General features: G+C 52.5%; 26 protein-coding genes and 1 pseudogene. 25 read left to right on the top strand and 2 right to left on the bottom strand.

Annotation, left to right across the window (positions count from 1 at the left end; translation table 11 throughout):
* The first annotated feature begins 25 nt into the window (after positions 1 to 25).
* From ACOYW1_RS22665 to ACOYW1_RS22605, 13 genes and pseudogenes are all read left to right on the top strand, one after another.
* Complete coding sequence (locus ACOYW1_RS22665) at positions 26 to 184, top strand: hypothetical protein (protein WP_482419851.1); 159 nt, start codon at positions 26 to 28, stop codon at positions 182 to 184.
* A 213-nt stretch (positions 185 to 397) separates the two neighbouring features.
* Positions 398 to 1012 carry a hypothetical protein gene (locus tag ACOYW1_RS22660; RefSeq protein WP_180147215.1) on the top strand — a complete coding sequence of 205 codons (615 nt, stop codon included), beginning with the start codon at positions 398 to 400 and terminating at the stop codon, positions 1010 to 1012.
* Between the two features lie 182 nt (positions 1013 to 1194).
* Entirely contained in the window at positions 1195 to 1935 is a 741-nt protein-coding gene (locus tag ACOYW1_RS22655) for a hypothetical protein (RefSeq protein WP_482419850.1), read from the top strand.
* A 35-nt stretch (positions 1936 to 1970) separates the two neighbouring features.
* Positions 1971 to 2390: a hypothetical protein gene (locus tag ACOYW1_RS22650; protein ID WP_482419849.1), complete on the top strand. Its 420-nt coding sequence runs from the start codon at positions 1971 to 1973 to the stop codon at positions 2388 to 2390.
* Positions 2391 to 2466: 76 nt separating this feature from the next.
* Complete coding sequence (locus ACOYW1_RS22645) at positions 2467 to 3309, top strand: ion transporter (protein WP_482419848.1); 843 nt, start codon at positions 2467 to 2469, stop codon at positions 3307 to 3309.
* 140 nt (positions 3310 to 3449) lie between these two features.
* Complete coding sequence (locus ACOYW1_RS22640) at positions 3450 to 5303, top strand: sigma 54-interacting transcriptional regulator (RefSeq protein WP_482419847.1); 1854 nt, start codon at positions 3450 to 3452, stop codon at positions 5301 to 5303.
* A 370-nt stretch (positions 5304 to 5673) separates the two neighbouring features.
* The gene (locus ACOYW1_RS22635) at positions 5674 to 6903 is read left to right on the top strand and encodes an NAD/NADP octopine/nopaline dehydrogenase family protein (protein ID WP_482419846.1); all 1230 of its coding nucleotides are present in this window, start codon (positions 5674 to 5676) and stop codon (positions 6901 to 6903) included.
* 65 nt (positions 6904 to 6968) lie between these two features.
* A pseudogene (locus ACOYW1_RS22630) lies at positions 6969 to 7589 on the top strand (trimethylamine methyltransferase family protein); the annotation flags it as partial.
* Between the two features lie 91 nt (positions 7590 to 7680).
* Positions 7681 to 8436: a trimethylamine methyltransferase family protein gene (locus ACOYW1_RS22625; RefSeq protein WP_482419845.1), complete on the top strand. Its 756-nt coding sequence runs from the start codon at positions 7681 to 7683 to the stop codon at positions 8434 to 8436.
* A gap of 78 nt (positions 8437 to 8514) precedes the next feature.
* Complete coding sequence (panB, locus tag ACOYW1_RS22620) at positions 8515 to 9306, top strand: 3-methyl-2-oxobutanoate hydroxymethyltransferase (protein ID WP_482423801.1); 792 nt, start codon at positions 8515 to 8517, stop codon at positions 9304 to 9306.
* Positions 9307 to 9419: 113 nt separating this feature from the next.
* The gene (locus tag ACOYW1_RS22615; protein WP_482419844.1) at positions 9420 to 10829 is read left to right on the top strand and encodes a trimethylamine methyltransferase family protein; all 1410 of its coding nucleotides are present in this window, start codon (positions 9420 to 9422) and stop codon (positions 10827 to 10829) included.
* A gap of 35 nt (positions 10830 to 10864) precedes the next feature.
* The gene (locus ACOYW1_RS22610) at positions 10865 to 12457 is read left to right on the top strand and encodes a BCCT family transporter (protein WP_482417899.1); all 1593 of its coding nucleotides are present in this window, start codon (positions 10865 to 10867) and stop codon (positions 12455 to 12457) included.
* Positions 12458 to 12592: 135 nt separating this feature from the next.
* Positions 12593 to 13228: a corrinoid protein gene (locus ACOYW1_RS22605; protein WP_482419843.1), complete on the top strand. Its 636-nt coding sequence runs from the start codon at positions 12593 to 12595 to the stop codon at positions 13226 to 13228.
* 216 nt (positions 13229 to 13444) lie between these two features.
* Here ACOYW1_RS22605 and ACOYW1_RS22600 read toward each other — a convergent pair whose 3' ends face one another.
* Entirely contained in the window at positions 13445 to 14008 is a 564-nt protein-coding gene (locus tag ACOYW1_RS22600; protein ID WP_482417897.1) for a (2Fe-2S)-binding protein, read from the bottom strand.
* A 412-nt stretch (positions 14009 to 14420) separates the two neighbouring features.
* Between ACOYW1_RS22600 and ACOYW1_RS22595 the strand changes: the two genes are divergently transcribed.
* From ACOYW1_RS22595 to ACOYW1_RS22585, 3 genes are all read left to right on the top strand, one after another.
* Entirely contained in the window at positions 14421 to 14978 is a 558-nt protein-coding gene (locus ACOYW1_RS22595; protein ID WP_482419842.1) for a Crp/Fnr family transcriptional regulator, read from the top strand.
* Positions 14876 to 15091: a helix-turn-helix domain-containing protein gene (locus ACOYW1_RS22590; protein WP_482423800.1), complete on the top strand. Its 216-nt coding sequence runs from the start codon at positions 14876 to 14878 to the stop codon at positions 15089 to 15091. The genes ACOYW1_RS22595 and ACOYW1_RS22590 overlap by 103 nt, the downstream gene beginning before the upstream one ends.
* A gap of 163 nt (positions 15092 to 15254) precedes the next feature.
* Complete coding sequence (locus ACOYW1_RS22585) at positions 15255 to 15572, top strand: cupin domain-containing protein (protein ID WP_482419841.1); 318 nt, start codon at positions 15255 to 15257, stop codon at positions 15570 to 15572.
* A 40-nt stretch (positions 15573 to 15612) separates the two neighbouring features.
* Here the strand turns inward: ACOYW1_RS22585 and ACOYW1_RS22580 are convergent, their stop codons facing one another.
* A complete protein-coding gene (locus ACOYW1_RS22580) occupies positions 15613 to 15906 on the bottom strand; it encodes a hypothetical protein (protein WP_482419840.1) in 294 nt (97 codons plus the stop codon).
* Positions 15907 to 17611: 1705 nt separating this feature from the next.
* Here ACOYW1_RS22580 and ACOYW1_RS22575 point away from each other — a divergent pair.
* From ACOYW1_RS22575 to ACOYW1_RS22535, 9 genes are all read left to right on the top strand, one after another.
* Complete coding sequence (locus tag ACOYW1_RS22575; RefSeq protein ID WP_482419839.1) at positions 17612 to 18073, top strand: hypothetical protein; 462 nt, start codon at positions 17612 to 17614, stop codon at positions 18071 to 18073.
* Positions 18074 to 18279: 206 nt separating this feature from the next.
* Entirely contained in the window at positions 18280 to 18672 is a 393-nt protein-coding gene (locus ACOYW1_RS22570; protein ID WP_482419838.1) for a hypothetical protein, read from the top strand.
* A 236-nt stretch (positions 18673 to 18908) separates the two neighbouring features.
* Entirely contained in the window at positions 18909 to 19232 is a 324-nt protein-coding gene (locus tag ACOYW1_RS22565) for a hypothetical protein (RefSeq protein ID WP_482419837.1), read from the top strand.
* Positions 19233 to 19280: 48 nt separating this feature from the next.
* The gene (locus tag ACOYW1_RS22560; protein ID WP_482419836.1) at positions 19281 to 19679 is read left to right on the top strand and encodes a hypothetical protein; all 399 of its coding nucleotides are present in this window, start codon (positions 19281 to 19283) and stop codon (positions 19677 to 19679) included.
* Between the two features lie 130 nt (positions 19680 to 19809).
* A complete protein-coding gene (locus ACOYW1_RS22555) occupies positions 19810 to 20349 on the top strand; it encodes a hypothetical protein (protein ID WP_482419835.1) in 540 nt (179 codons plus the stop codon).
* Between the two features lie 59 nt (positions 20350 to 20408).
* Positions 20409 to 20642: a hypothetical protein gene (locus tag ACOYW1_RS22550; protein ID WP_482419834.1), complete on the top strand. Its 234-nt coding sequence runs from the start codon at positions 20409 to 20411 to the stop codon at positions 20640 to 20642.
* Between the two features lie 55 nt (positions 20643 to 20697).
* Positions 20698 to 21108, top strand: coding sequence for a hypothetical protein (locus tag ACOYW1_RS22545; RefSeq protein ID WP_482419833.1), 411 nt, complete (start codon positions 20698 to 20700; stop codon positions 21106 to 21108).
* A gap of 85 nt (positions 21109 to 21193) precedes the next feature.
* Positions 21194 to 21631, top strand: coding sequence for a DUF4279 domain-containing protein (locus ACOYW1_RS22540; RefSeq protein WP_482419832.1), 438 nt, complete (start codon positions 21194 to 21196; stop codon positions 21629 to 21631).
* A 157-nt stretch (positions 21632 to 21788) separates the two neighbouring features.
* Positions 21789 to 22199 carry a DUF4279 domain-containing protein gene (locus ACOYW1_RS22535; protein ID WP_482419831.1) on the top strand — a complete coding sequence of 137 codons (411 nt, stop codon included), beginning with the start codon at positions 21789 to 21791 and terminating at the stop codon, positions 22197 to 22199.
* Positions 22200 to 22341: the final 142 nt, after the last annotated feature.

Here is a 22341-nt window from a genome sequence, read left to right as displayed (position 1 = left end):
CCGATTTCACAACGGGAGACGCCTGATGAAATGGCTCAGTCTGCCGGGAATTGTTCTGGTTTGGGCATCCTTTGCCGTGGCTGCACTGCCACCCCAATACCAGAACATGAAGGATCTGGACGTGATGATGGACTATATCAAAAAACACCCCGAAGTCGCGGCCACGGGCGGCATATCTGGATAGATTTGGAGACATACACCGTCTATTACGGCCAGGGGTGCAAAGCCGTTTTCGGGCGGAAGGAAACGACAAAACCAAAAGGGTTTGTCGGACCGGCCGCTCCTTTGGAGTTCAAGGAGCAAAGCTGCTCCGAAAGCTAACCCGTCTATTTCACGAGCCGAGTGCACCCGTAATCCGGGTGAGGGGCGTATCAAATTAACCCACAAGGGGGAATGCATGAGCTATATCGATTCGTATGATCATGAGTACATCGGGTCCCTGGGCTATTTACCCATCTATCATCCCCTGGAGGAGATCGAGGGTGATGACTGGGGCGGCTATGATTTCAGCGCGTCCCCTTCGGACCTCATCCTGGGCGGGGGAAGCGGCGAGCACCCGGGCCTTGTGATCCATAAGCTGGAAAGCCCGGCGGCAAAGTTTCTGTACGATCAGCTCACCGAGGAGGAAGAGGAGACCCTGGCCGATGCCGAGCGGTCGTACCTCCTTGAGCTTTGCTACGCAGACGACGTCCTGGAGTTCTGCGACTGGTCCGTGCGGCAGTACGCCAACCTGGCTGCCATGGCAGCTTCGGAGACCTTCGGGGCTCCCCTGGGGGAAGACGAGTCCGTGGAGGACTGGCTGCGCAAATCCATCGGCGAGCTGGTCTATTACTCCCTGCCGGAGCTGAACCCCGAGCATGGAAAGCTGACGGAGATGTTCAGCCGCTTCAGCATAGACGCCACCATGCGCAACGTGTTGTGCGTGCCCCCGGGGTACCCCGCCTGCGGCGGCCGGAAGACCACCGACGGGGAGTCCACGTGGGGATATCATCGGTGGGGCGTGGCGCCCTGATCCTTGGTTTTTGTAACGATTCAGCTAAAAAAACTCCGGCGGCAAGGTGGGCCACCTTGAAAGCTGGTGACGAAGAAGCAAGGCGTGTTGAATGATAAAAAAAGGTCTGATTGGTGTTCTTTGCCTGGTGTTGTCTGGCGTGGTGTACCTTTTTCTCTGGGGGCTTTCCTTCGTGGTCACCGGTGAAACCCGGATATGCCCACGAGGGGAACGCCCGGTGGTCGGTGTATTACCCCGAGGGTACGTCCCTGCCCGATGACTACGGGCATATCGGGGACCTGATGGCGGAAACCGAAGCCTTTCATCATCTGGCATACACCCACCCCGTGAAGGTGATTCTCTGCGCCACACCGGCGCAGTATCACAGGTATTCGACCCAGCGATCCCATCTGTGCACCATGGGTACCGGGACCGTCATCTATGTCAACCCCACGGTAAAGGAGACAAAACGGGATATTCGAAGTTTCCTGAAGCACGAGTTGTCCCATGCCCTTGTTTTCCAGCACATGACCCTGCCCCATGCATTCAAGCTGAAGCGGTGGATCAGGGAAGGCCTTGCCGTGATGATGAATAACCCCCACCATTACTACCAGGGCGATGCGTTTCTCTCCCTGGCCGTGGACAAAGGGTACTTTTTTGATTTCACCGGTGACGACGGGGAAAACCCGGACCTGATCGGGCACATTCCCGCCGACCGGCGATACCTTTTTGAATACGCCGAGTACCGGTGTTTTGTTGATTACCTGATGACGCACTACGGTTCCGATCGGTTTTTTGCCTTTCTGAACCTGGATATGGGGGCCCCGGAGGCTGAGAATGAAGCGTTCCGGCAGGTCTATCAGGTTGAGTTGTCGGCTGTGTTCCAGCAATTTAAACAAGAGGTGATGGCCAGGCACTGGCCAAAGACAACTGGCCGGGAGTAAGGCCGGTAAAGGCAATGTACGGGAAAGGAGTATGGATGGTTTCGCGGAAATACGGCGCGAGGGTTGTGTATGGTGTGTGTGTGCTGATCTGCCTGTCGATGGCGGGGTGTTCGGTGTCTAAGTCGGGTTTTGATCATGGCAAGTATGAAAAACTCGGATGGATTTGCGTTGATAAAAACTATGCTGCAGGCTTATTCGGGTACCAGCTGATGGTCAGGGAGTCCGACTGTTCGAGGATTGTAAAGAGCGTTGTCGAGGAACAAGGCCTGCCGGATTACCTCTACAACCCCGAACGTTCTATCCTGTACCTGGCATATATCGATGAAGGGATCGTGTATAAGCTTAACACCGGGGATCAGGTGATTGTCTCAAAGGATTATTTCAGGTCTGTGGACGACCTCCCGGATTTTCTCGTGGAGAGATTTGTGGCTGTTGAACTCAAGAACCGAAGCTGAGCCGTCCCATGATGGCACCTTGAGGGCAGCGGGGCTTTCTGATGCGTAGCCCTCGTCTTTTTATGGAGAACTGACAATGGCCGTTGCAAAAGAAGCGGTGCCGGGGTTTCGACACCGGCTCCATGAGATCATCTTTGAAGCCGATACCCGGGCCGGTAAATGGTTTGACGTGGTCCTGATCGTCTCGATCCTGTCCAGCGTTCTGGTGGTGATGCTGGACAGCATTTCGGGTTTCAGCGCCCGTTACGGGTATTACCTTTACGGGTGGGAATGGGCCTTTACCCTGATGTTCACCCTGGAGTACATCCTGCGGCTGGCCGGGCGCGGTGACCCTGCTGATGCGGGCAGCTTTCTGGGGATCGTGGACCTGTTGGCCATCCTGCCCACCTACATCAGCCTGCTGGTTCCCGGCAGTCAGTATCTCATCGTGGTCAGGATCCTGAGGGTGCTGCGCGTGTTCCGGGTGTTCAAGCTGGTGAATTACGTGGGTGAGGCCTCGGTGCTGGTGCGGGCCCTGCAGTCGAGCCGTCGGAAGATTACGATTTTTCTCCTTACCGTGCTGACCCTGATGATCATTTTCGGCTCTCTCATGTACATGATCGAGGGGCCGGAGCACGGGTTCACCAGCATTCCCAGGAGTATCTACTGGGCCATTGTGACCATGACCACCGTGGGCTACGGGGACATCTCCCCCAAGACGAATGCCGGGCAGGCCCTGGCCGCCCTGATCATGGTCATGGGCTATGCCATCATCGCCGTGCCCACGGGCATCGTCACCTCCGAGTTGAGCCTGGCGGGCCAGAAGCGGGTTTCCACCCAGGTGTGCCCGGCCTGCATGGCCGAGGGCCATGACCCCGATGCGGTTTTCTGCCGGGTGTGCTCGGAGCGATTGAACCCGGAGACCGGCCGGGACACCTGACCCGGCTGCCATGGTGCCTCAACACTTTCCTCTGGATCCTCAGTAAATCAGTTCTTTAATTTCTAAATTATTTATTTTAGTATCTTCAGTTATCACGTCATTATCTGTGTTTTTCCATGATTTGATTTCTGGAGTGTGTGATGGCACAAGCGCCCAGTTATGAAGAGTTGGAGAAAGAACTTGCCTACCTTAAATTCAGGCTTTGCCAGCTGAATCCCGAGGAGCTTTTTTTTGAGGAGCGCAGTGCGCCCTACGAAACAGAAGAGCCCAAGCTGTGGGAGTGGGTGGCAGGGGAGGACAAAGCGGTGTGCAGCAGCGGCTACTATGCCATGCTGGGATACGCCCCGGATGAGCAGGACCCCTCCCCCGGCATCTGGATCGACTATATCCACCCTGAAGACAACCGTGCCATTCGCAGAATCATGGCCCGGGTGCTGACCCAGCGAAGGGGGTCGGTGCAGGTGGCCTTTCGCCTCCGTGCCCGGGGCGGCGCCTACTATTGGACACTCTGCCGGGGCACCCTTGATGAGAGCCCGGGCAGGCCCCTGCGTCTTTCGGGGCGTGTCTCCAGTATTTCGGGCAAAGAGGACTGGCAAGAGGCGTTTCTTGAGAGTCAGAGGCGCCATCAGACGCTTCTCCAGAACCTTCCCGGGATGGCGTATCGGTGCCGGGAGGTGGCGGCCAACGGCTGGGTCATGGAGTTTGTCAGTGACGGCAGCCTGGAGCTCACCGGCTATTCCCCCTCGGAGCTCATGGGCGACCGGGAGATCTACAACAGCCTTATCCATGCAGAAGATGATCGCCCCCTGGTGTGGGACCAGGTGGAAAAGGCCCTGGGCCGAAAGCGGCGCTATGAGATCGTTTACCGCATCACCACGGCCACCGGTGGTGTTCGGTGGGTTTGGGAACGGGGCACGGGGGTCTTCGGCAACAGCGGCGAGCTGGTCTGTATCGAAGGGTTCACCATGGACGTCACCGCCCAGAAAACCATCGAACAGGAGCTTCTGCATGAGAACCTGAGGCTCAAATCCCTGGTGACGGGGGAGCCGGGGTTCGGGGAGATCATCGGGAACAGCCCGGCCATGCAGGAGGTCTACGAGCTCATCGCAAACACGGCCGGGTCCCAGGCCAACGTCATCATCTACGGCGAGTCCGGCACCGGCAAGGAACTGGTGGCCCGGGCGATTCACAACCGCAGCAAACGCAGCAAGGGCCGATTTGTCTCGGTGAACTGCGGCGCCATCCCGGAGACCCTCCTTGAAAGCGAGTTCTTCGGGTGCAAGAAAGGGGCCTTCACCGGGGCCACGGCAGACCGGCCCGGCTACCTGGAGATGGCCGACGGCGGCACCCTGTTTCTTGACGAGGTCGGTGAGATCAACCTGTCCATGCAGGTAAAGCTGCTCCGGGCCATTGAAGACGGCGGATTCACCCCCGTGGGGGGCCAGGAGGTGAAACGCCCCGATATCCGTATCATCGCAGCCACCAACCGTGATCTTGAAGAGCTGGTCAAAAAGCAGGCCATGCGCCAGGATTTTTTCTTTCGCATCCACATTGTCCCCATTTACCTTCCCCCGTTGCGAAAGCGTCGAAGCGATATTCCTCTGCTTATCTATCGATTCCTCGAAAAGTTCAGCGACGACAGCCATATCGCCACCATGCCCGAGCATGTGATCCGCTCCATGCAGAATTATCACTGGCCGGGCAACGTGCGTGAGCTGCAGAACATGGTGCAGCGCTACCTGACCCTCAAGCAGGTGGATTTTATGGCCTCCACATGCCCCGAAAGCCCGGTGCCTGAAGATGGGGAGACCCTTGCCGTCTCTGTGGGCACGGAGAGCCTTTCAGAGGCCGTGGCACGGTTCGAAAAGGAGTTTCTCTTAAAGGCCCTGGAACGCCATGGCGGAAATCGGACCCATACGGCAAAGAGCCTGGGGGTGGGGCTCCGCACCCTGCAGCGACGGCTGCGTCAGCATGGAATTTCGCAAGGGGACTGAGGGCGCCAGGTGTGACGCATACGTCAGAATTGGCGCACCTGGGCCGTAACCCCTTTCAACACAAACTCTTTTTCAGGCAGTGATCACAACCGCGTCAGTTTTGACGCGGTTTTTTTGTCTGCGTTCAAACGGGTGATGAATTAGAAAAAGCCTTTGTTTACATGGTGTTGAATCGCAAATGCGGCTTCTGGCACGACTCTGGCAATACCCAGAAGGCAGTTTCACCAAACGAGAGACGAAAAAAAGGCCAATTCGATGAAGGGGTTACCCCGGGTGATGCAAGGCCCTTTGTTTTTCGTCCAAGCCGTTTCACGGACACCCGTGAAGCCCATCATACGAGACTGTCTGAGCAACAAAGGAGATGTGACGCATGAACTTTATCGAGAATGTTCAAAACAAACCCATTGCCGTTTTGGGTGCCGGTGGCGTCGGCAAGGCTGTGGCCGGGGACTGCGCCCTGGCCGGGAACACTGTGCGTCTGTGCGACCTTCCCCCCTTTTCCGACCAGACCCTTTTCGGTGTGGAGAAGCAGGGCCTGAAGTTTTACGGCGATCAGCTCAACCTGTACGGGTTTGAACGTTCCGGTCGTGTGTTTTTTGACGGTGTGACAACGGATGTGGCCGAAGCGGTGAAAGGCGCGGGCATCGTCATCCTCACCACCCCGTCCCTCGGGCACCGGGCCTTTTTTGAAAAACTGATCCCCGCCCTTGAAGACGGCATGATCATCCACATCATTCCGGACAACTACGGGTCGCTCCTGCTCCGAAAGATGATGCGTGAAGCCGGGTGCGACAAGAAGGTGATCATCGGCGGATGGTCCAGCTCCCCCTACGGAAGCCGCGTGGACATCAAGGGCGGGGTGGTGCTTCCCAGCATTCGCGCCTACTACCGCGCCATCACCCTTCGGGGGGCGTCCCTGCCCTCCCTGGACCAGGATGTTTTCCTGGAGTCCACCAAGTACATCGGTGCCTTTGATGCCATCACCAACGGGGATGGCGTTGCCGGGGGCGACACCGTCATGGACACTGGTTTTTCCAACGTCAATCCGGTCCTTCACTGCCCCGGCGTGATCCTGGGGGTGGGCGTCATGGAGAACTGGGGCGTTATCTACGGCGAAGAGAAGAACGACTTTTCCATTTATTCCCATGCCTATTGCCCCTCCATCTCCAAGGTTCAGTACGGGCTGTATGAAGAGCAGTGCGCCCTGGCCGAGGCCATGAACGTGGGCATCCAGTTTTTTGAGAAGAAGCAGTTTTTCTCCCGCGAGAACATCCTGGGTTGCGAGTACATGGGCCCCGATTACGAGATCCCCTTTGAAGAGCATGATTACATCCAGTACGGCACGGGGCCGTTCACCGTCCACAACCGCTACATCACCGAAGACATCCCCGTGGGCTGCCATGTCTATCACGAGCTTGGCAAGAAGTTCGGTGTGAAAACCCCCATCGTGGATTCCCTTATCAGCCTGGCCGGAGTCATGACCGAATCGGATTACTACGAAACCGGTTACACCCTGGATTACCTGGGAATCGGCCATATGAGCGGGGACGAGATGCTGGAGTACCTGCACAAGGGCACCTACAAGCCCCTGGAAGCCTAATCGCGAAGAGAGACAGGCCTGGGCCCCCCTTTTCACCGGGGGCCCCAGGCGATTGGGAGGAGAGCATGGGAATTGAGATGAAGCGACAGATCGATGTCACCTTCCTCGGGCCGGAGAAGGTGGCGAAGATTCATGAGGCGAGCCTCACCCTTTTGGAAACGGTGGGCATGCGCGTGGGCGGGGAGCGCGGCATCCGGGTGCTGCGTGAGGCTGGGTGCGAGGTGGACGCAGACGGCATGGTGAAGATCCCCAGGGCCCTGGTGGAAGAGGCCCTGGAGACGGTCCCCAAGGAGCTGGTGCTCTACAACCGTGCCGGTGAGAAGGCCATGGTGATCAACGCCGAAAACGCGGTCCATTTCGGTACCCACGCCGATCAGCTGGAGTTTGTGGACCCGGACACCGGCAAGGTGCGCCCCTTTCTCAAGGCCGACACCAAGACCATGTGCACCCTGGCCGATGCCCTGCCCAACATCGACTTTATTCTGTCGGTGGGCATGAGCAAGGACGTGGCCCCGGAGATTCAGACCCAGATCTCTTTTATCGAGACGGTGAAGCACTTCAGCAAGACCATCAACTTTTCCACCAACGACATCGACAGCCTTCAGGAGGTCATCGATATCGCGGCCGTGGTGGCCGGCGGCAAAGAGGCCCTGGCCGAAAAGCCCTTTACTTCGGCCACCGTGAGCCGATTCCGCCCCTCTCGCACCCGGAAGAGAGCACGGAAAAAAAAACTGACTCACCAGGGGCGGTGCCTTGAACCGCATCCCCGTGGTCTACATGCCGTACTGCATGATGGGGGGCACCGCGCCCATGAGTTTTTCCGGTGCCCTGGTGCAGTGCAACGCCGAAGCCCTGGGAGGCCTTGTGGTGCACCAGCGCACATGCCCGGGGGCTCCGTTTATCTACGGTGCCATGCCCTCCATCATGGACATGATCTCATCCATCGGCAGTTACGGCGCGGTGGAGTTCCACCTGATGGTGGCGGCGGCGTCCGAGCTGGTGAGCCACTATGGCCTGCCCTTCTACGGCACGGCAGGGTGCACCGATGCAAAGGGGCTGGACATCCAGGCGGTGTCGGAGGTGACCCAGGAGATCTTCTCCACCCTTCTGTCCAAGGCCAACCTGGTGCACGACGTGGGGGTCTCCGATCATTGCAACAGCGTCAACCCCGAGCTGGTGGTGCTCTGCGATGAGATTATCGAGAACCTCAAGCACTATGTGCGCGGCGTGGATGTGGACGACCTTGATGAGATGGTGGAGATCATCACCCGCACCGGTCCCGGGGGGGCCTATCTCACGGAGAAGCACACCATGAAGAACTTCAGGACCATCCACTACCCCAAGTTCTTCAGCCGCAAGATGAAAAACCCGGAGACGTCCGAGGTGAGGGCAAAAATCCGCGAATCCATGCACGCCATCCTTGCCACCCACAAGGTACCTGCCCTTGATGAGGCCGTTTTGGCTGAACTGGACGCATGGACCCGGACACTTGAGGCAAGGCCCAACGTCAACCCGATGTCAGACGCGTCATAGACCCCAGAGGGAGAAAGCATATGAAACGCAAACCCACCCGTTTTGACCTGCAGAAGATGAAGGAGAACCAGGAGAAGGCTGGTCTGGCTTACCGCCTACGACTACCCCACCGCTGAGTTTGCCGAACAGTCCGGCGCCGAGATGATTCTCGTGGGAGATTCCCTGGGCATGTGCGTCTACGGTTACGACGGTACCGTGCCCGTGACCATGGACCAGTGCCTCATGCACTGCGAGGCGGTGCGAAGGGCCGCCCCGAATACCTTTATCGTCGGCGACATGCCTTTTTTGAGCTACCAGGTGAGCGTGGAGGACGCCGTGCTCAACGCCGGGCGGTTTTACAAGGAAGCGGCGGTGGACGCCATCAAGCTGGAAGGCGGCAAACGCGTCTGTCCCCAGATCCGCGCCATCTCAGACGGCGGCATGCTGGTCATCGGTCACATCGGGCTCACGCCACAGAGCTCCGGTCAGCTGGGCGGGTTCAAGGCCCAGGGCCGCACCGCCGAGACCGCTATGGCCCTTATCGAAGATGCATACGCCATCCAGGAGGCCGGGGCCTTTGCCCTTCTGGTGGAGGCCGTGCCCCCTGAGGTGATGAAGATTATTACCGAGGGGCTGGACATCCCGGTCTACAGCATCGGCGCAGGCATCCACGCCGACGGTCAGCTCATGATCTGCAGCGACGTCCTGGGAATTTTCCAGGCCTTTACCCCCAAGTTTGTCAAGAAATACGCGGCTCTCGGGGCCGAGATCCGCAAAGCCTTTGAAACCTACGGCGAGGAGGTGAGGGCGGGGCAGTTCCCGGCCGACGAGCACACCTACAAGATGGTGGAGGGCGAGCTTCCCAAGCTCCTTGACTGCCTTAAAAAGTGACCCGTGATGGGATGCCCCCCTCTTTTTTAAGTGACGGGATCGTTCCGACAGGGGAGGGGGGCCTTGAAGCGGCCCAGCGTCTTTGCGAGTACATGCCATGAGAAGGAGGTGTAATGAACAGTCCGTTAAGCAGTATCCATGAAGCATCCATGAGCATTCTTGAAACCCTCGGCGTCCGGATCCACCATCCGGAGTTGCTGGAGATGCTCTCGGATCGTGGTATTCGAAGGAACGGCGATACCCTCTTTTTCACGCGGGCGCAGGTGGAGTCCCTCATCGCCTCAGCGCCGTCGGAGATCAGACTCCACGCGGCAAACCCGGCATATGACATGGTGCTGGGGGGAGATCGGACGTACTACGGCGCGGGCTACGGGTGCCCCTCCATCCTTGATGGGGAGGGCGTGCGGCGAAGCGCAACCTTTGAGGATTACCTCACCTTCCTGAAGCTTGTGGAGTGCAGCCCGGCTTTTTGCCTCAACGGCGGGGTCCTTGTGCAGCCATCGGACATCACCCCGGAGCACAGCTTTCCCCTGATGCTCCGCGCGGCCATCCTGCACAGCGAAAAGTGCCTCATGGGCATGCCGGGGCATGGCCGCGAGGTGGAGATTCTCATGGAGATGATGGCCATTGCCCGGGGAGGAAAAGAAGCCCTTGAGGCAAAGCCCCAGATCATCACCCTGGTCAACGCCACCAGCCCCCTTCAGTTCGACAGCATCGCCCTGGAGACCATGGAGGTCTGCGCCCGTTACAGGCAGCCGGTGATCATCTCTCCGGGCCCCATTGCCGGTGCCACGGGGCCGGTGACCCTGGCTGGAAACCTTGCCATGGGCAACGCAGAGGCCCTGGCCGGTGTGGCCATCACCCAGCTGTTGAGGGAGGGGACCCCGGTGGTGTACGGGCTCCAGGCCACCACCGCGGACATGGCCACCGGCGGGGTCTCCATCGGCTCGCCGGGCTTCTCCCTTGAGGCCATGACCACAGCCCGCCTGGCAAAACGCTACGGCCTTCCCTGCCGCGGCGGTGGAGCCGGAACCGATGCCTGCTGCGTCAATGCCCAGAGCGGCTATGAGAGCATGATGTCCCTTATGGTCTCCCGTCGCGAAAAGGTGAACCTGATGCTGCACAGCGCCGGGATTCTCGATGCTTACGGGGCCATGAGCGTGGAGAAGTTCATCACCGACCTTGAGGTGATCTCCATGGTGGAGTACCTGGAGGGCGGGTATGAGACCGCCACCGACGACCTGGCCGTTTCCGTCATTGAGCAGGGGGTAGAGGGCGTCCCCTTCCTGGCCCACCCCCACACCCTGAAAAACTGCCGCACCACTCCCTGGATCCCGTCCGTCAGCTGGCGGGGGCCCCTGAAGGGCCGTACGGGAAAAGAGGTGTTCGACGACCGCATCGACGCCGCCCGTGATCGCCTGCTGAGCGCATATAAACCGCCGCACAATGAACCGAACCGTCAGAACCAACTGGACACCTTCCTTGAATCATTGGGCATACCCGTCGGCCATACGGCAGGGTAGTGCCCGGCCAAAATGACATGAAGATGGAGGAACAGATGAAGACAAATCAAACGGATCGTCCCTGGCATCAACGCATAGAAATCCCGGTCGTTTTAAGCACTCTGGCCGTTGTGCTCGCTTTTTTCTCTTGGGCATTCACCGACACCGACGGCATGGGTGAGGTCATGAACCGCGCCTTTAAGGTGGCCACCCATCAGTTCGGCTGGCTCTATCTGCTGGTGGGCTTCCTCCTGGTGATTTTCGCTTTCTGGCTCGCCTACGGCCGCTACGGTGAGATCAAGCTGGGAGGCCCGCAGGACAAGCCCGAATATTCCTATTTCTCCTGGTTTGCCATGATCTTTGCCTGCGGTTACGGCGTGGGCCTCGTCTACTGGGGCGCTGCCGAGCCCCTCTCCATCTTCAAGGCCCCTCCCTTCGGGGTCGAGACCGGAACCCCCGAAGCAGGGGTGCTCTCCCTGGCCTACGCCTTTTTCCACTGGGGATGGACGCCCTGGGCCATCTACATGGCCATCGGTGTGCCCATGGCTTATTTCATGCACTGCAAGGGCGCAAGCCCCCGCTTTTCGGCCGCCTTTCGGCCCCTTATGGGGAACCGCGCCGACGGGTGGGCTGGCAAGGTGATGGACTCGTTTCTCGTCATCGGTGTCATCGGCGGCGTTACCACGGCAACAGGGCTCGGCATCATGCAGCTTGCCTCCGGCCTCAACTCCCTGTTCGGGATCCCCGAGACAAAGATGGTCTATATCCTCATCGCCGTGGTCTGGATCTCCATTTTTACCTTCAGTACCGTCAGCGGCATCGACAAAGGCATCAAGGTTCTCAGCAACATCAACATCCCGCTGGCCATGGTCCTCATGCTGTTCGTTTTTTTCGCAGGACCCACCATTTTTCAGATCAACATGGGCATGGACGCCTTCGGTCTCTACCTGACCAACTTCTTCAAGATGAGCTTCTGGACCGACTCTGTGAGCAAGGGGGGCTTTCCCCAGGGGTGGACCATTTTTTACTGGGCCTGGTGGATTGCTTCAGCCCCTGCAACGGGCTTGTTTGTGGCCAACATCTCCAAGGGGCGGACCATTCGTGAGATGGTGCTCGTGCACATGTTCGTGGCCCCTATTGCCACATGGCTCTGGTTCACCGCCTTCGGCGGCACCGCCCTCTATCAGGAACTCATCGCCAAGACCGGCCTGGTGGACTCCATGGCAGAGACCGGTACCGGCGGCGTGGTCTTTACCATGCTTGAGCAGCTCCCCATGGGAAGCGTCATGGCAGCAGCCTTTTTGATCCTTGTGGTGATTTTTCTCTCCACCACCGTGGATTCGTATTCATACGTCTGCGCCCAGGTCTCCACCCGCGCCGATGCAAACCCGGATCTGCCCCCCAAGGGGATTCGCGCCCTGTGGGCCATCGTCATCGGCCTTTTAGGGATCACCCTTGTCATGGTGGGTAAGGGGATCTCAGGGCTTCAGCTCTCCTCCATCATTGCCTCGCTGCTCATTATCTTCATCATGGTGGGCATGTGCGTCAGCATGGTGGTGTCCATGCGAAGGGACGACCCGTGTATTCCCGATTCTGAGGAGTGCGGCCCGGCCCCTGATGTGCAGGAAAAAGAGCCTGTGAACGCTTGATATAACCATCGATGACAAAGAAAGAGCCTTGCCTCCGGCGAGTCGCTTTTGGAAAAACGTACCAAAAGGGCCGTCGGAGGGTGGTTCCAACGGAAGAGTCACTTTGCAGTCACCCCATCACAGAGGAGAACGATCATGTCTAATCACGATGCCATCATGGCCTCATTGATGTCAGGAGATACCGACCAGCTCATTGATCGGGTCAACAGCGCACTGGACACCGGCATTCCCGCAGTGGAGATTCTGAATGAGGGGCTGATCTCCACCATGGATATCGTGGGTGAGAAGATGGAATCCGGCGAGATGTTTATCCCCGAGGTGATCATGTGCGCCCAGGCCATGACCTCCGCCGTGGAAGTTCTTAAACCCCGGCTGGGCGAGGGGGACAACCGCAACGTGGGCACCCTTGTTATCGGCACGGTCAAGGGCGACCTGCACGACATCGGCAAGAACCTGGTGCGTATGATGCTTGAAAGTTCGGGGTTTGGGGTGGTGGATCTCGGCGTGGACGTGGAGCCCGAGGCCTTTGTGGAGGCGGCCCGGAAGCATGATGCGGATATCGTGGCCCTGTCGGCCCTTCTCACCACCACCATGCCCATGTTGAAGAAGACCATGGACGCCTTCGAGGAGGCGGGCCTTCGCGATTCGGTAAAGATCCTCATCGGCGGCGCGCCGGTGAACCAGGGGTTTGCCGACGAGATCGGTGCCGACGGATACGCCCCGGATGCCGGTTCCGCCAGCAAGCTGGCCAAGGCCGTGGTGACAGCATGAGTCCCTGTGCTTTTGGCAGGGGACAGGCCCATGACATGAATGGATTGAACAAAAAAAAACGAATGTTTTTGCCGGATAAAAACAGATGACCAATCTGCCGCCGGGTAAGGCATCTTTGTGCCCCTGGCCCATGGAGAAGGGGGGCGATCCTGTGTGGACTGTGACGTTGAAAGTGCCTGTCCACAGAGAAGATCTGCCCCCTTTCTCAGGGAATCATCACCTCTTTATGTCAATGATGTTTTGCAGGAGGTGTTTGCATTTTTCACAGCCATTGCCTGCCCCTGTTGCCTCCATCATCTTTTCAACGGTATCGGCACCCCCATGGAGGGCATTCACCGCATCGTCCATGGTCACATTTTTGCACCCGCAGGCGATGGACAGGATATGCTCGATCTCGCCGATACAATTCCCGCATCCTGTGCCTGCGCCGGTGATTTCCTGGATCTCCTCCACTGTGCGGGCTCCGCTGGCCATGGCCTTCCTGATATCTGTGTAACTGACCTGGTTGCAGTGGCAGACAATCCTGTTTACAGGGATGAGAAGGACCCCCAATACAAGGGGCTCGTCATTTCGGACGGAGTGCATTTTTCCGGCCGGTGCCGTAAACACATCCCCGACATTCAGCTCGAATTCCTGGTCTTCCACGATTCCAACGCCAGAGCCCTGGATGCAATAAAACACCTCATCCTGGGTCGGGTGCTCGTGCAACGGCACTTTCTCACCTGGTTGAATATGATATACTTTCGCTTCAATTGTTTTTTTCAACGTCTCTATATCCATTTTCTCACTCCTTGTTTCTCTTTTTTGGGGGCGCTTTTATGGCGGTTTCTTGAGCCAGCTTCGGGTGATGACATCACCATGGCTCGTCGATGCTCTGCCTTTCGGCCTTTGCATCATTTTTTTGCCCCGGGGTAAGTGGTTGAAACCAAAAGCGCCTCTGATGTGGGGCTACTGTAGCCCGTAAAACGTGGGGAAAAAATAACATTTGTTATGTTTTTGGTTTGATGAGTTCCATACAATGAGTCCGGCTAACAGAAAGGGTCGGTTATGGTTTCACCCCGTCGTTGCCTGATACCGGATAACCCGGGGATGGGCTGCGGCTGCTGATTCGGCAGGGGGATGATCATGTGGTTGTTGGACTGAATCTATTGGCGGGAACGTACGAAGCGGTAAGTGAGATCATGGGGGCGAGATGACTGAAAGACCATACGGATTTCCGGACCACCAGAAGGTAAACATCATCATTGAAGGGATGAACACCTGCTGGAAAGAGATCCTTCACATGGCGACCCTGCAATCCTTTGCCAAGGGGCAGGTGGTGGATCAGGCGGCCGACGGGGTCTACCTGATCAAAGAGGGGTGCCTGAGCTACAGCTGCTATCTGGACAGCGGCGAAAAGCGTATTTTGTATTTTGTGGGGCAAGACTCCCTGTGCAATGAAGCCGGTTGCATGATTCACCACAAGGACTGGGTCTCGTTCGAGTTCCTGGCGGATACCCAGGCCTATGCGTTTTCACCGCGTCAATTTATGGATACCGATTTTGTCCGCACATACCCGGAGCTGTCCATCAACCTTTCCCAGTACATTATCTACAAACGGATCTACCTCAGCCATTTCGTGGCAAACCTGTCCAGAAAAGCACAGCCATTACCGGGGTCGCGGAAATCCTTTTCCAGCTTTATGAAAGAGATAACGAGATCACCATCAGCCAGCAGGACATCGGCAATTTTCTCGGCCTCCACCTCATGACCGTGTCCAGGGCTCTTTCCCAACTGCGCAGCGAGAATATCATCGGCAAGATCACCAAGAACAAGTTTGAGATATTCGATGTCGAGGGCCTTGCGGACTACGCAGCATGGTGAGCCATTCTGAACGGTCTTTGCCGCTTTGCTTTACTCCTTCGTGAACGATCTTGTATAGACGTTGTAAGGTTGATGCCAAGTTTAATCCTTGCGGTTGTCATGAATGAGGAATACATTCTGGTTTTTGTCAGGCCTCCCCAAGCTATGAAGAAAGAGAAAAAAAATGAATGATTTTATCACACCCAAAAATCACAAAGCGTTTAAGGCACTGGTCCTATCGTCACACATCGATGACGAGGTAAAAGACTGCGCCATTGCCTACATCGACCCCCGGGGCGGTGGCCCCGACCCCGACCACACGCATCCCCATGACCACCTGTTCACGGTGATTGCAGGCGAAATCGAGATCAGGATGGACGGAGAGACCTTTACCGTAACAGAAGGGATGTCCCTGAGGGTTCCGGGAGAGACACGCCACTCCGTCTGGAACACAGGTCTCACCACCGCAAAGGTCATGGGGATCTCCCTTCGGAAGGAATAACGCATCCATCCGCTTTGTGTAAGCTGCCCCGGATTTCCCGTCACCCCCTGTTTTTCCGGGCCATTTTCTCCTGTTCGCCCTTGTAAAACGCCACAATGTGCTCCACGGCCTGGTACTGCCGCTCCAGGAGATCCTCCGTGATGGTGCGAAGGCCCCATTTCTTGAAGTCTATCTGAAGGCCGTTTCCTCCCGGCGCCTCAGCACCCTCCAGTTGGGAAAAGAAGGCGCCCACTGACGTGAGAAGGCGATGAACGTCTTTGATGGCGTCACAGAGCTCGGGTATCTCCGATCCCGAAAACATACCGGGGCCGGCTTGGCTGTCCGATGAGATCATGATGAACCCCCATTTTTTTGTGAAGAGTAAATAGGCGCAGGACTGCCCGGAGCCCATTACAGAGCCCCGGGAACCATGGCATGGAGTGAGGCTGTATCTGGCCGCCCATCTCATAGTCATCAGTGGTAAAAGTAGAATAGAGATGGGACTCCGGGGTCCTTTACCGCGCCCCGTGAACCACCAGCCCGTAGGGTTCACTCTGTGCACCATTATCGCGAGTCGTAAGTGGTAAATGGAGATCGGGTTGATCGGGCCACAACAGGACACCAGAGACAATCAGACATAGGGCTCACTAGATGGACCCATGCCCATTACCTGTGATCTCCAATCACTACTTCCTGCTCACTACTCACTATTTAAAAATAGGCCATTTATAAAGGCGGTTGCGTTGATGGACGGGGCGCAGGGTTGCGCGTGATGAGGAAAATACGACTTGAAAAGGGGGTGGGGGTGGTGTAAAAAACCGTGTAGCCATGACGACCTCCTATGAAGGTTGTTTTGGTCAGGCCTGGCAGGATGTTGCTGCATCCTGTCGGGTCGCATCTTGAATTCCATGATTACCGTAATAACTAGTTATTACGTTCCACCCTAATTCCATCCTTTTTGCGTGTCAATAGTTTTTTTGTTGGTAAATCCCGCTGTTATTCATTTCGAAAACCACCGAATCAATTCCCTTCCTAACATCTTCATTCTCATCATACCTTGCGGGCCTGTTTCCCAGTCCCGGGCTCACTGTTCATTCTATCTATCCCAAAAAAGATTACTCCCCTCTTTGGATCTGTGAAAGCGTCCAGATCAGGTGTTCAGGTTGGTGTGGGAAACGATGACAGATAGGCATGTATGTTGATGAGAAAGAGAAATTTTTACAGGTTTACAGCTTGTTGTCCAAAGTTCTCTTTTAGGGATAGTAAGTTTTTGAGTTGAAAAATGGAGGTTTACGGCGTATGACTAAAATTGTTCGGGCCTTGGTGCTCAGGGCACAGGTTCCTGTCTGGTGGAAAAGGTCCTGCGCATTACTCTAAAGCCGTTAGCCTGGATATTTCACGTGTCGAGTGCACCCATATTCAAGGCATCAGAGCTGCAAAGTGGGTTGGTTTTTATGAAAGCTTCTGATAACGCAGAAGATGGGTGTACTCGGATCGCCGAAGGGTGAGAAAATCAAACAGCAAACGTCGATTTACATTTTGCATTTTTGAATAACAATTTTTTATTGTAGCTATCTGAAACCATGATGTTTTCGTTCTGGCTGGTTGTCTTCTCACGAAATATGCGGGTTAGGTTGTGTGCGAAGCCATTTTACTTGGGGGTACTAAAGGCCAAACATGGAAATGAGCGAGTATCCAGATGCAAACAAAAATTTAGTGTATCGCCGTATTAAAGGACAAACACGGAAAGTGACATCGGGGTGTATCAATACCCTGTGTGGTTGGTGACTACATGGTGGGTTGGTTCGAAATTTGAATAATATCAAATGGGTTTTATGGGTGAGATGCTCGCTGTTTCTTTGGTGTGCAAGCTATCTGGGTGTTGAGTGTGCCGGTCGGCAGTATTGAACCACAAAAAGTGGAATCTGAAACGGACATTTTTCCACTTTAACCCTTTGAATATCCGGTACCCTGGAAAATTGTCAATTTTATCAGGGTAATATACATGGTAAATTGTCGGGGTATTCGTAATGTTATAAACAATATCGGAGAAGTATCATATGTTTGAACAATTGCTCAATGTAGGGCAGTTATTAATTTCAGTATTGCCTGTCATACAAACTGATAAAAAACGTTCAATTGGGATTGAATTAAGTAACTTTCATCGTTATTTATCACTTCTATACAATAATGGTGTTACAATATTAGAATCATTTACAAACCATAACAACGGTCAAGATATTGACATTGACCAGATCAAAATACTGCTTCTTGAACAACAATATTTGATACCAAAATTACAATCATTCTTCGAAAACGAAGATGTTCAAACAATTCTTTCGATAAAGGCACCAGAAATTAAGCCTCTTAAGTACCTTTTATTCCGTAAAGGTTTTCGAATTAAATTTTATTTGGATGAAATAGATGAGAATGAGAGGCGTTCTTCGGAAGGGAGCAGAATTGATTGGCTTCGTCATGACCCAAGCATTGAAGTTCCAGAACAACCTAATATTGAAAATTAGAAATCTGGAATTTGGAAAAAATTTCCGATATAACGGAACAATTAAGGTGCTTCTTAGTAGATAACTTTGAAATACAAGAAATAATTTAAGTAGTTTATAACAAGTCACTTATACGGACCGCCTACAGCTGGCCGTTGGTTGCTTCGAACGGTGGCGCGGCGGCCGCATAGCTCAACGTTAACCGACTTTAAGGATATAGTAATTTCATGAAAGCGGAAATCCTTGATAGGCCGCCCCTGTCTGGAGATTTTGAAGAACACAATTTTTCAATGTCTGGGAATACATTGTGGGTTAAGTTTCTTGATGAGGATTATTTAGAATGGGTTGGTGTATTCAGTCAAAGCGGGTGGAGTTCTTTTAACTCTGTTTTTCGTATACCCAATGAAAAAATATTTTTAGTCGTTGCAGGTGGGCAGGGATATTTCGTTGATCCTAATAAGAGAGAAATTATCTCAACAACTGAATGGGATGGGATTGACAACATACTTTACAACGACGAAACAGGTTTTTTAGTAGCAACTGATGGCCTGTGCCTCGCGCTATTTAAGGGGCCTAAACTAAAATGGTCAGGCGGAAGAAGTATCGCTGACAGGCATTAGTTTTACGGGTCAATCAGGGCCGATAATTAAAGGCTTGCTAAATGACCTTACTGATGAAGGGTGTAAATTTACATTTAATGCAATCACACGTGAGTTCAAATCCGCATGGATATTCTCCGAGAATTGGGGTTAACAAGTCGCTAAACTCGGATTGCCAAAAGCCGCGCCGCTTCGCTCTGCAACTTTTGTCAACCGGTTAGCTCAAAACGTTACATGCTCTTTTGATTAGGTGGCTTATGTCTGAATTTATTAATTATCTAAAACCTTATGCTATAAAAGTCATTGAAAATAGCGGTAAGTTAGAACCGTATGAGTTTGTAGCTCAACTTGAAAAAGAATACATCCGAGCTGGTGGTGATTGTGAATGGTTTTCCGAAAACAAAGGAACAATAGCCATTAAAGCAAAATCACTAATTGATGCATCACTAACTGAGTGGTTAAAAAAACAATATGATTCTTATCCTCATAAAACGAGGCGTAATGGGCAGTCAGTTATTTGCGGTAAGGTTTCAGCTCTTGAAAATTTATCTGCGTCATCTATGTATTCATATTCTGTCTAAAACGGGTGGTCATTGTGGCAGGCTACTGGAATAGAAAGTGGAAAAAAATTGCAAAAAGTTCATCTTCAAGATGAAACTGAACCCTATTATGTTGTTTGGACAAAAGATGCAATTGGCATACGCCAATACAATATAATCGATTTTAGTTGGGAGCCGAAAAATAAGTTTCGAGTAATAATAAAAAAGAGTCTTGAAGGACATGGTTTAGGTTTTGGTGGAGCCAAACCCATTACTATTGGAGCGGTTCATTATCCATCAATAATAAGCGCCTATAATCGCATTCTTCCTGACGTATCTTACTCAACAATATGTTCGAGGCTAAGGAGTGGTATGTCTTCAAAAGATGCTTTTTATACACCAAACAAAAGAATTAATTCTGATATTAATAAATTAGGTGTGCGTATAAAAAAGGGGACTTGGATTAGGCAACGTAGAAATATATCGTGAAATATTCGCTCTGGCGAGCATGTAACAAATCGCTTTAGTGGGACAGCCAACCGCTGCGCGGTTGGTTCCCTCGCTTCGCTCGGCTGCCCCTAAGCTCAAATGTTATGTATTAATCCCATTACGGTGAACCATGAAACAAAAGTGTCTGTATATAAGCAGTTTTCTTGTAGTTTTTTGGTTAATTTTTGTTGGTATAAACCAGCAAGAGTTTTTCACTAAAACGCGTGATCTAACAATTTTTCAAAACCACTTAGATGATCTAAAAGAATTCGAATCCAAAGGTGTAGATATCATAGACACTGGAGGCCTTTTTAAAAAAGACAAAAAATACACTTTGGGTGAAATAGAATACTATCAAAAACGATTTGAAAGTAACGTGTATTTTATCGAATATTTTATAGTTAGTGCCGTTACGATTGGTATAGGTTTATTTTCATTTTTTATATGCTATTTGATCGGTTTAATGGTCAATAACCATATTGGAGCTTTCAGACTATCTGTATTACTTTCATTTTGTTGGTTAACTGGAGTGATATTTGAACAATACTATTGCTTTCATTATGATATAGATTTCATATTGTTGTTTATTTACGGTTTAGCACCCATTTGTATTTTCTATGGCGTAATTTGGGTAATTAAAGGATTTACAAAACAAATACATAACAGTTAATTAGCACGACGCAAAAAACCGCGCGGCTGATTAGCGGCGTTACATTCGAATGGATCAAAATGATCACTGATATTCGAGATAGCAAAAACTTAGAAATCTATCTTGACCAAATGGTAGAGGTTAGGGCAAGGCTTGAGTACATTGAATCATACTCAAACCCCGAAAAAAACAGATTCTTAATTGAATCTAATGCCTTGCAGATCCGTAAGCTGATTGAACTAATGGCTTTTTCTTTAATAGCCATTCACCAAAAAAGTACAAAGGGTTCAGAGGAAAAGGTCAAAAAATTATAAATCCGATTGGAATGGCAGGGATATAATTACAAACATATTGAAGTTAAACCCGGATATGTTTTTTAAAGCAGTTGAAAAAGACCCAGTAGTTCAAAACGATGGCACGAAACAGGTCCGGTTAAGAAATGAGACTGAGTGCTATACATTAAAGAGGCTTGCAAAGCTTTATGATCGTTGCGGTGGTGTCTTGCACGTTGAAAATCCTTGGAAGCAGTCAAATAAGGTCACCCAGTTCCATCAAGAGCTACCATCAATAAGCAGAAAGCTAAAAAACACTCTTCAAGATCATGTGGTCCTGGTGAACCACCTGAAAGAAAGTGAGTCGACGGCGGTCATTTTTAATCTGGGTAAAAATTCTGAAAAACCAACCTATTCACTTGCTCACGGGCAAGGAAATTTTGTCTTTTGGGAAGGCATAACAATTGGCTTATGGCCGACCCCAAAAAGCTGGTCACGTCCTTCGTAACTTCAAACGCCGTCCCTATCAGCTTTTTGGGTCGGCATAGCCACGCGTTGGGCGCCTATCTACCGCCAAGGATGTAAGGGATTTAATGAAGGAATTTAAAATTTTAAAAGGTTTTGTCGAGAACGAAGATGATGACGATGAAATTTACTTTGCCCATTCTGCATCTTTAAGAATTTTCGGTGAAATACCAGACTTAAAAGAAATTTCACATATTTTGGGTTTCGAACCAACGTCTTCTCACCGAAAGGGGGAGAAGCGTGGAGAGAAGAGTATACCTTACAAAGACGATATGTGGCTTTACCAAGCCCAATTAGATGAAGAAGAACCACTTGAGAAGCATATTGATTTACTTTGGTCAAAGCTAAAACCGCATAAACAGTATTTGTTAAAACTCAAAGAGAATCTACATGTACTGTTTTTGTGGGTTATCGCTCAAATTGCGATCACGCTGGAATCGAAATTCCACAAGGCACATCACTTGAATTGTTTTCTGAACTACAAATACCATTTGGTATGTCAATAATAGTTACTTAAGCGCCCAACAAGCGCTTCCACGCCGACCGGCCGCAAGTGCGGTTTTTCAGGCGGCATCACTTAATGACGGTCGCCATTTTTCAAACACTTTCACTCATCAGCGCCCGTCGGGTGAAGCGCGGCGTTAGCTTCTGAAGGATAACCAATTGGAAACAAATGAATGTTATGTCTATTACGCAATAGATGGAGATGGTTTCAATCCTGACGAGGTAACAAAAGCAATGGGATTAGAACCAACATCCACAATAAGGAAAGGTTCAAAAATTCCAAACGAAATCCCCAAGTTTAGTTGCTGGAAACTATCAACGGGAAGGGTCGTTAAAGAAATAATTGATGTCGAAACCATGGTTTTAGATGTAATTCGGATATTGCATACAAAAATCGATACAATTAACAGCATAAAAAAACGGTTCAACGCCACAACGCGCCTTCAAGTCGTTTTGTGGATTTCAACTGATGAAAATCAATCTACACCAGCAATAGGCTTTGGTCTTGAAATTATTAATTTTTTAGTGAAGACAGGCGCATTCATAGATATTGATACATATAAACATTAAAGCTAACAAACGCATAGTAAGGGACCGCTGGCGCTCCGCGCCAGTGCCCTCGCTTCGCTCGTGTGTCATGAACGAGAGACTGCGGTCTCTCCTGCTGTATTAACGATGAGGGTAGGCCCCTCGGACTCGATCACCAGAGATC

This window comes from Desulfoluna sp. CYM3A (assembly GCF_056829965.1).
The sequence above is the reverse complement of the archived record's forward strand: the minus strand, read 5'-3'. Positions and strand labels throughout refer to the sequence as shown.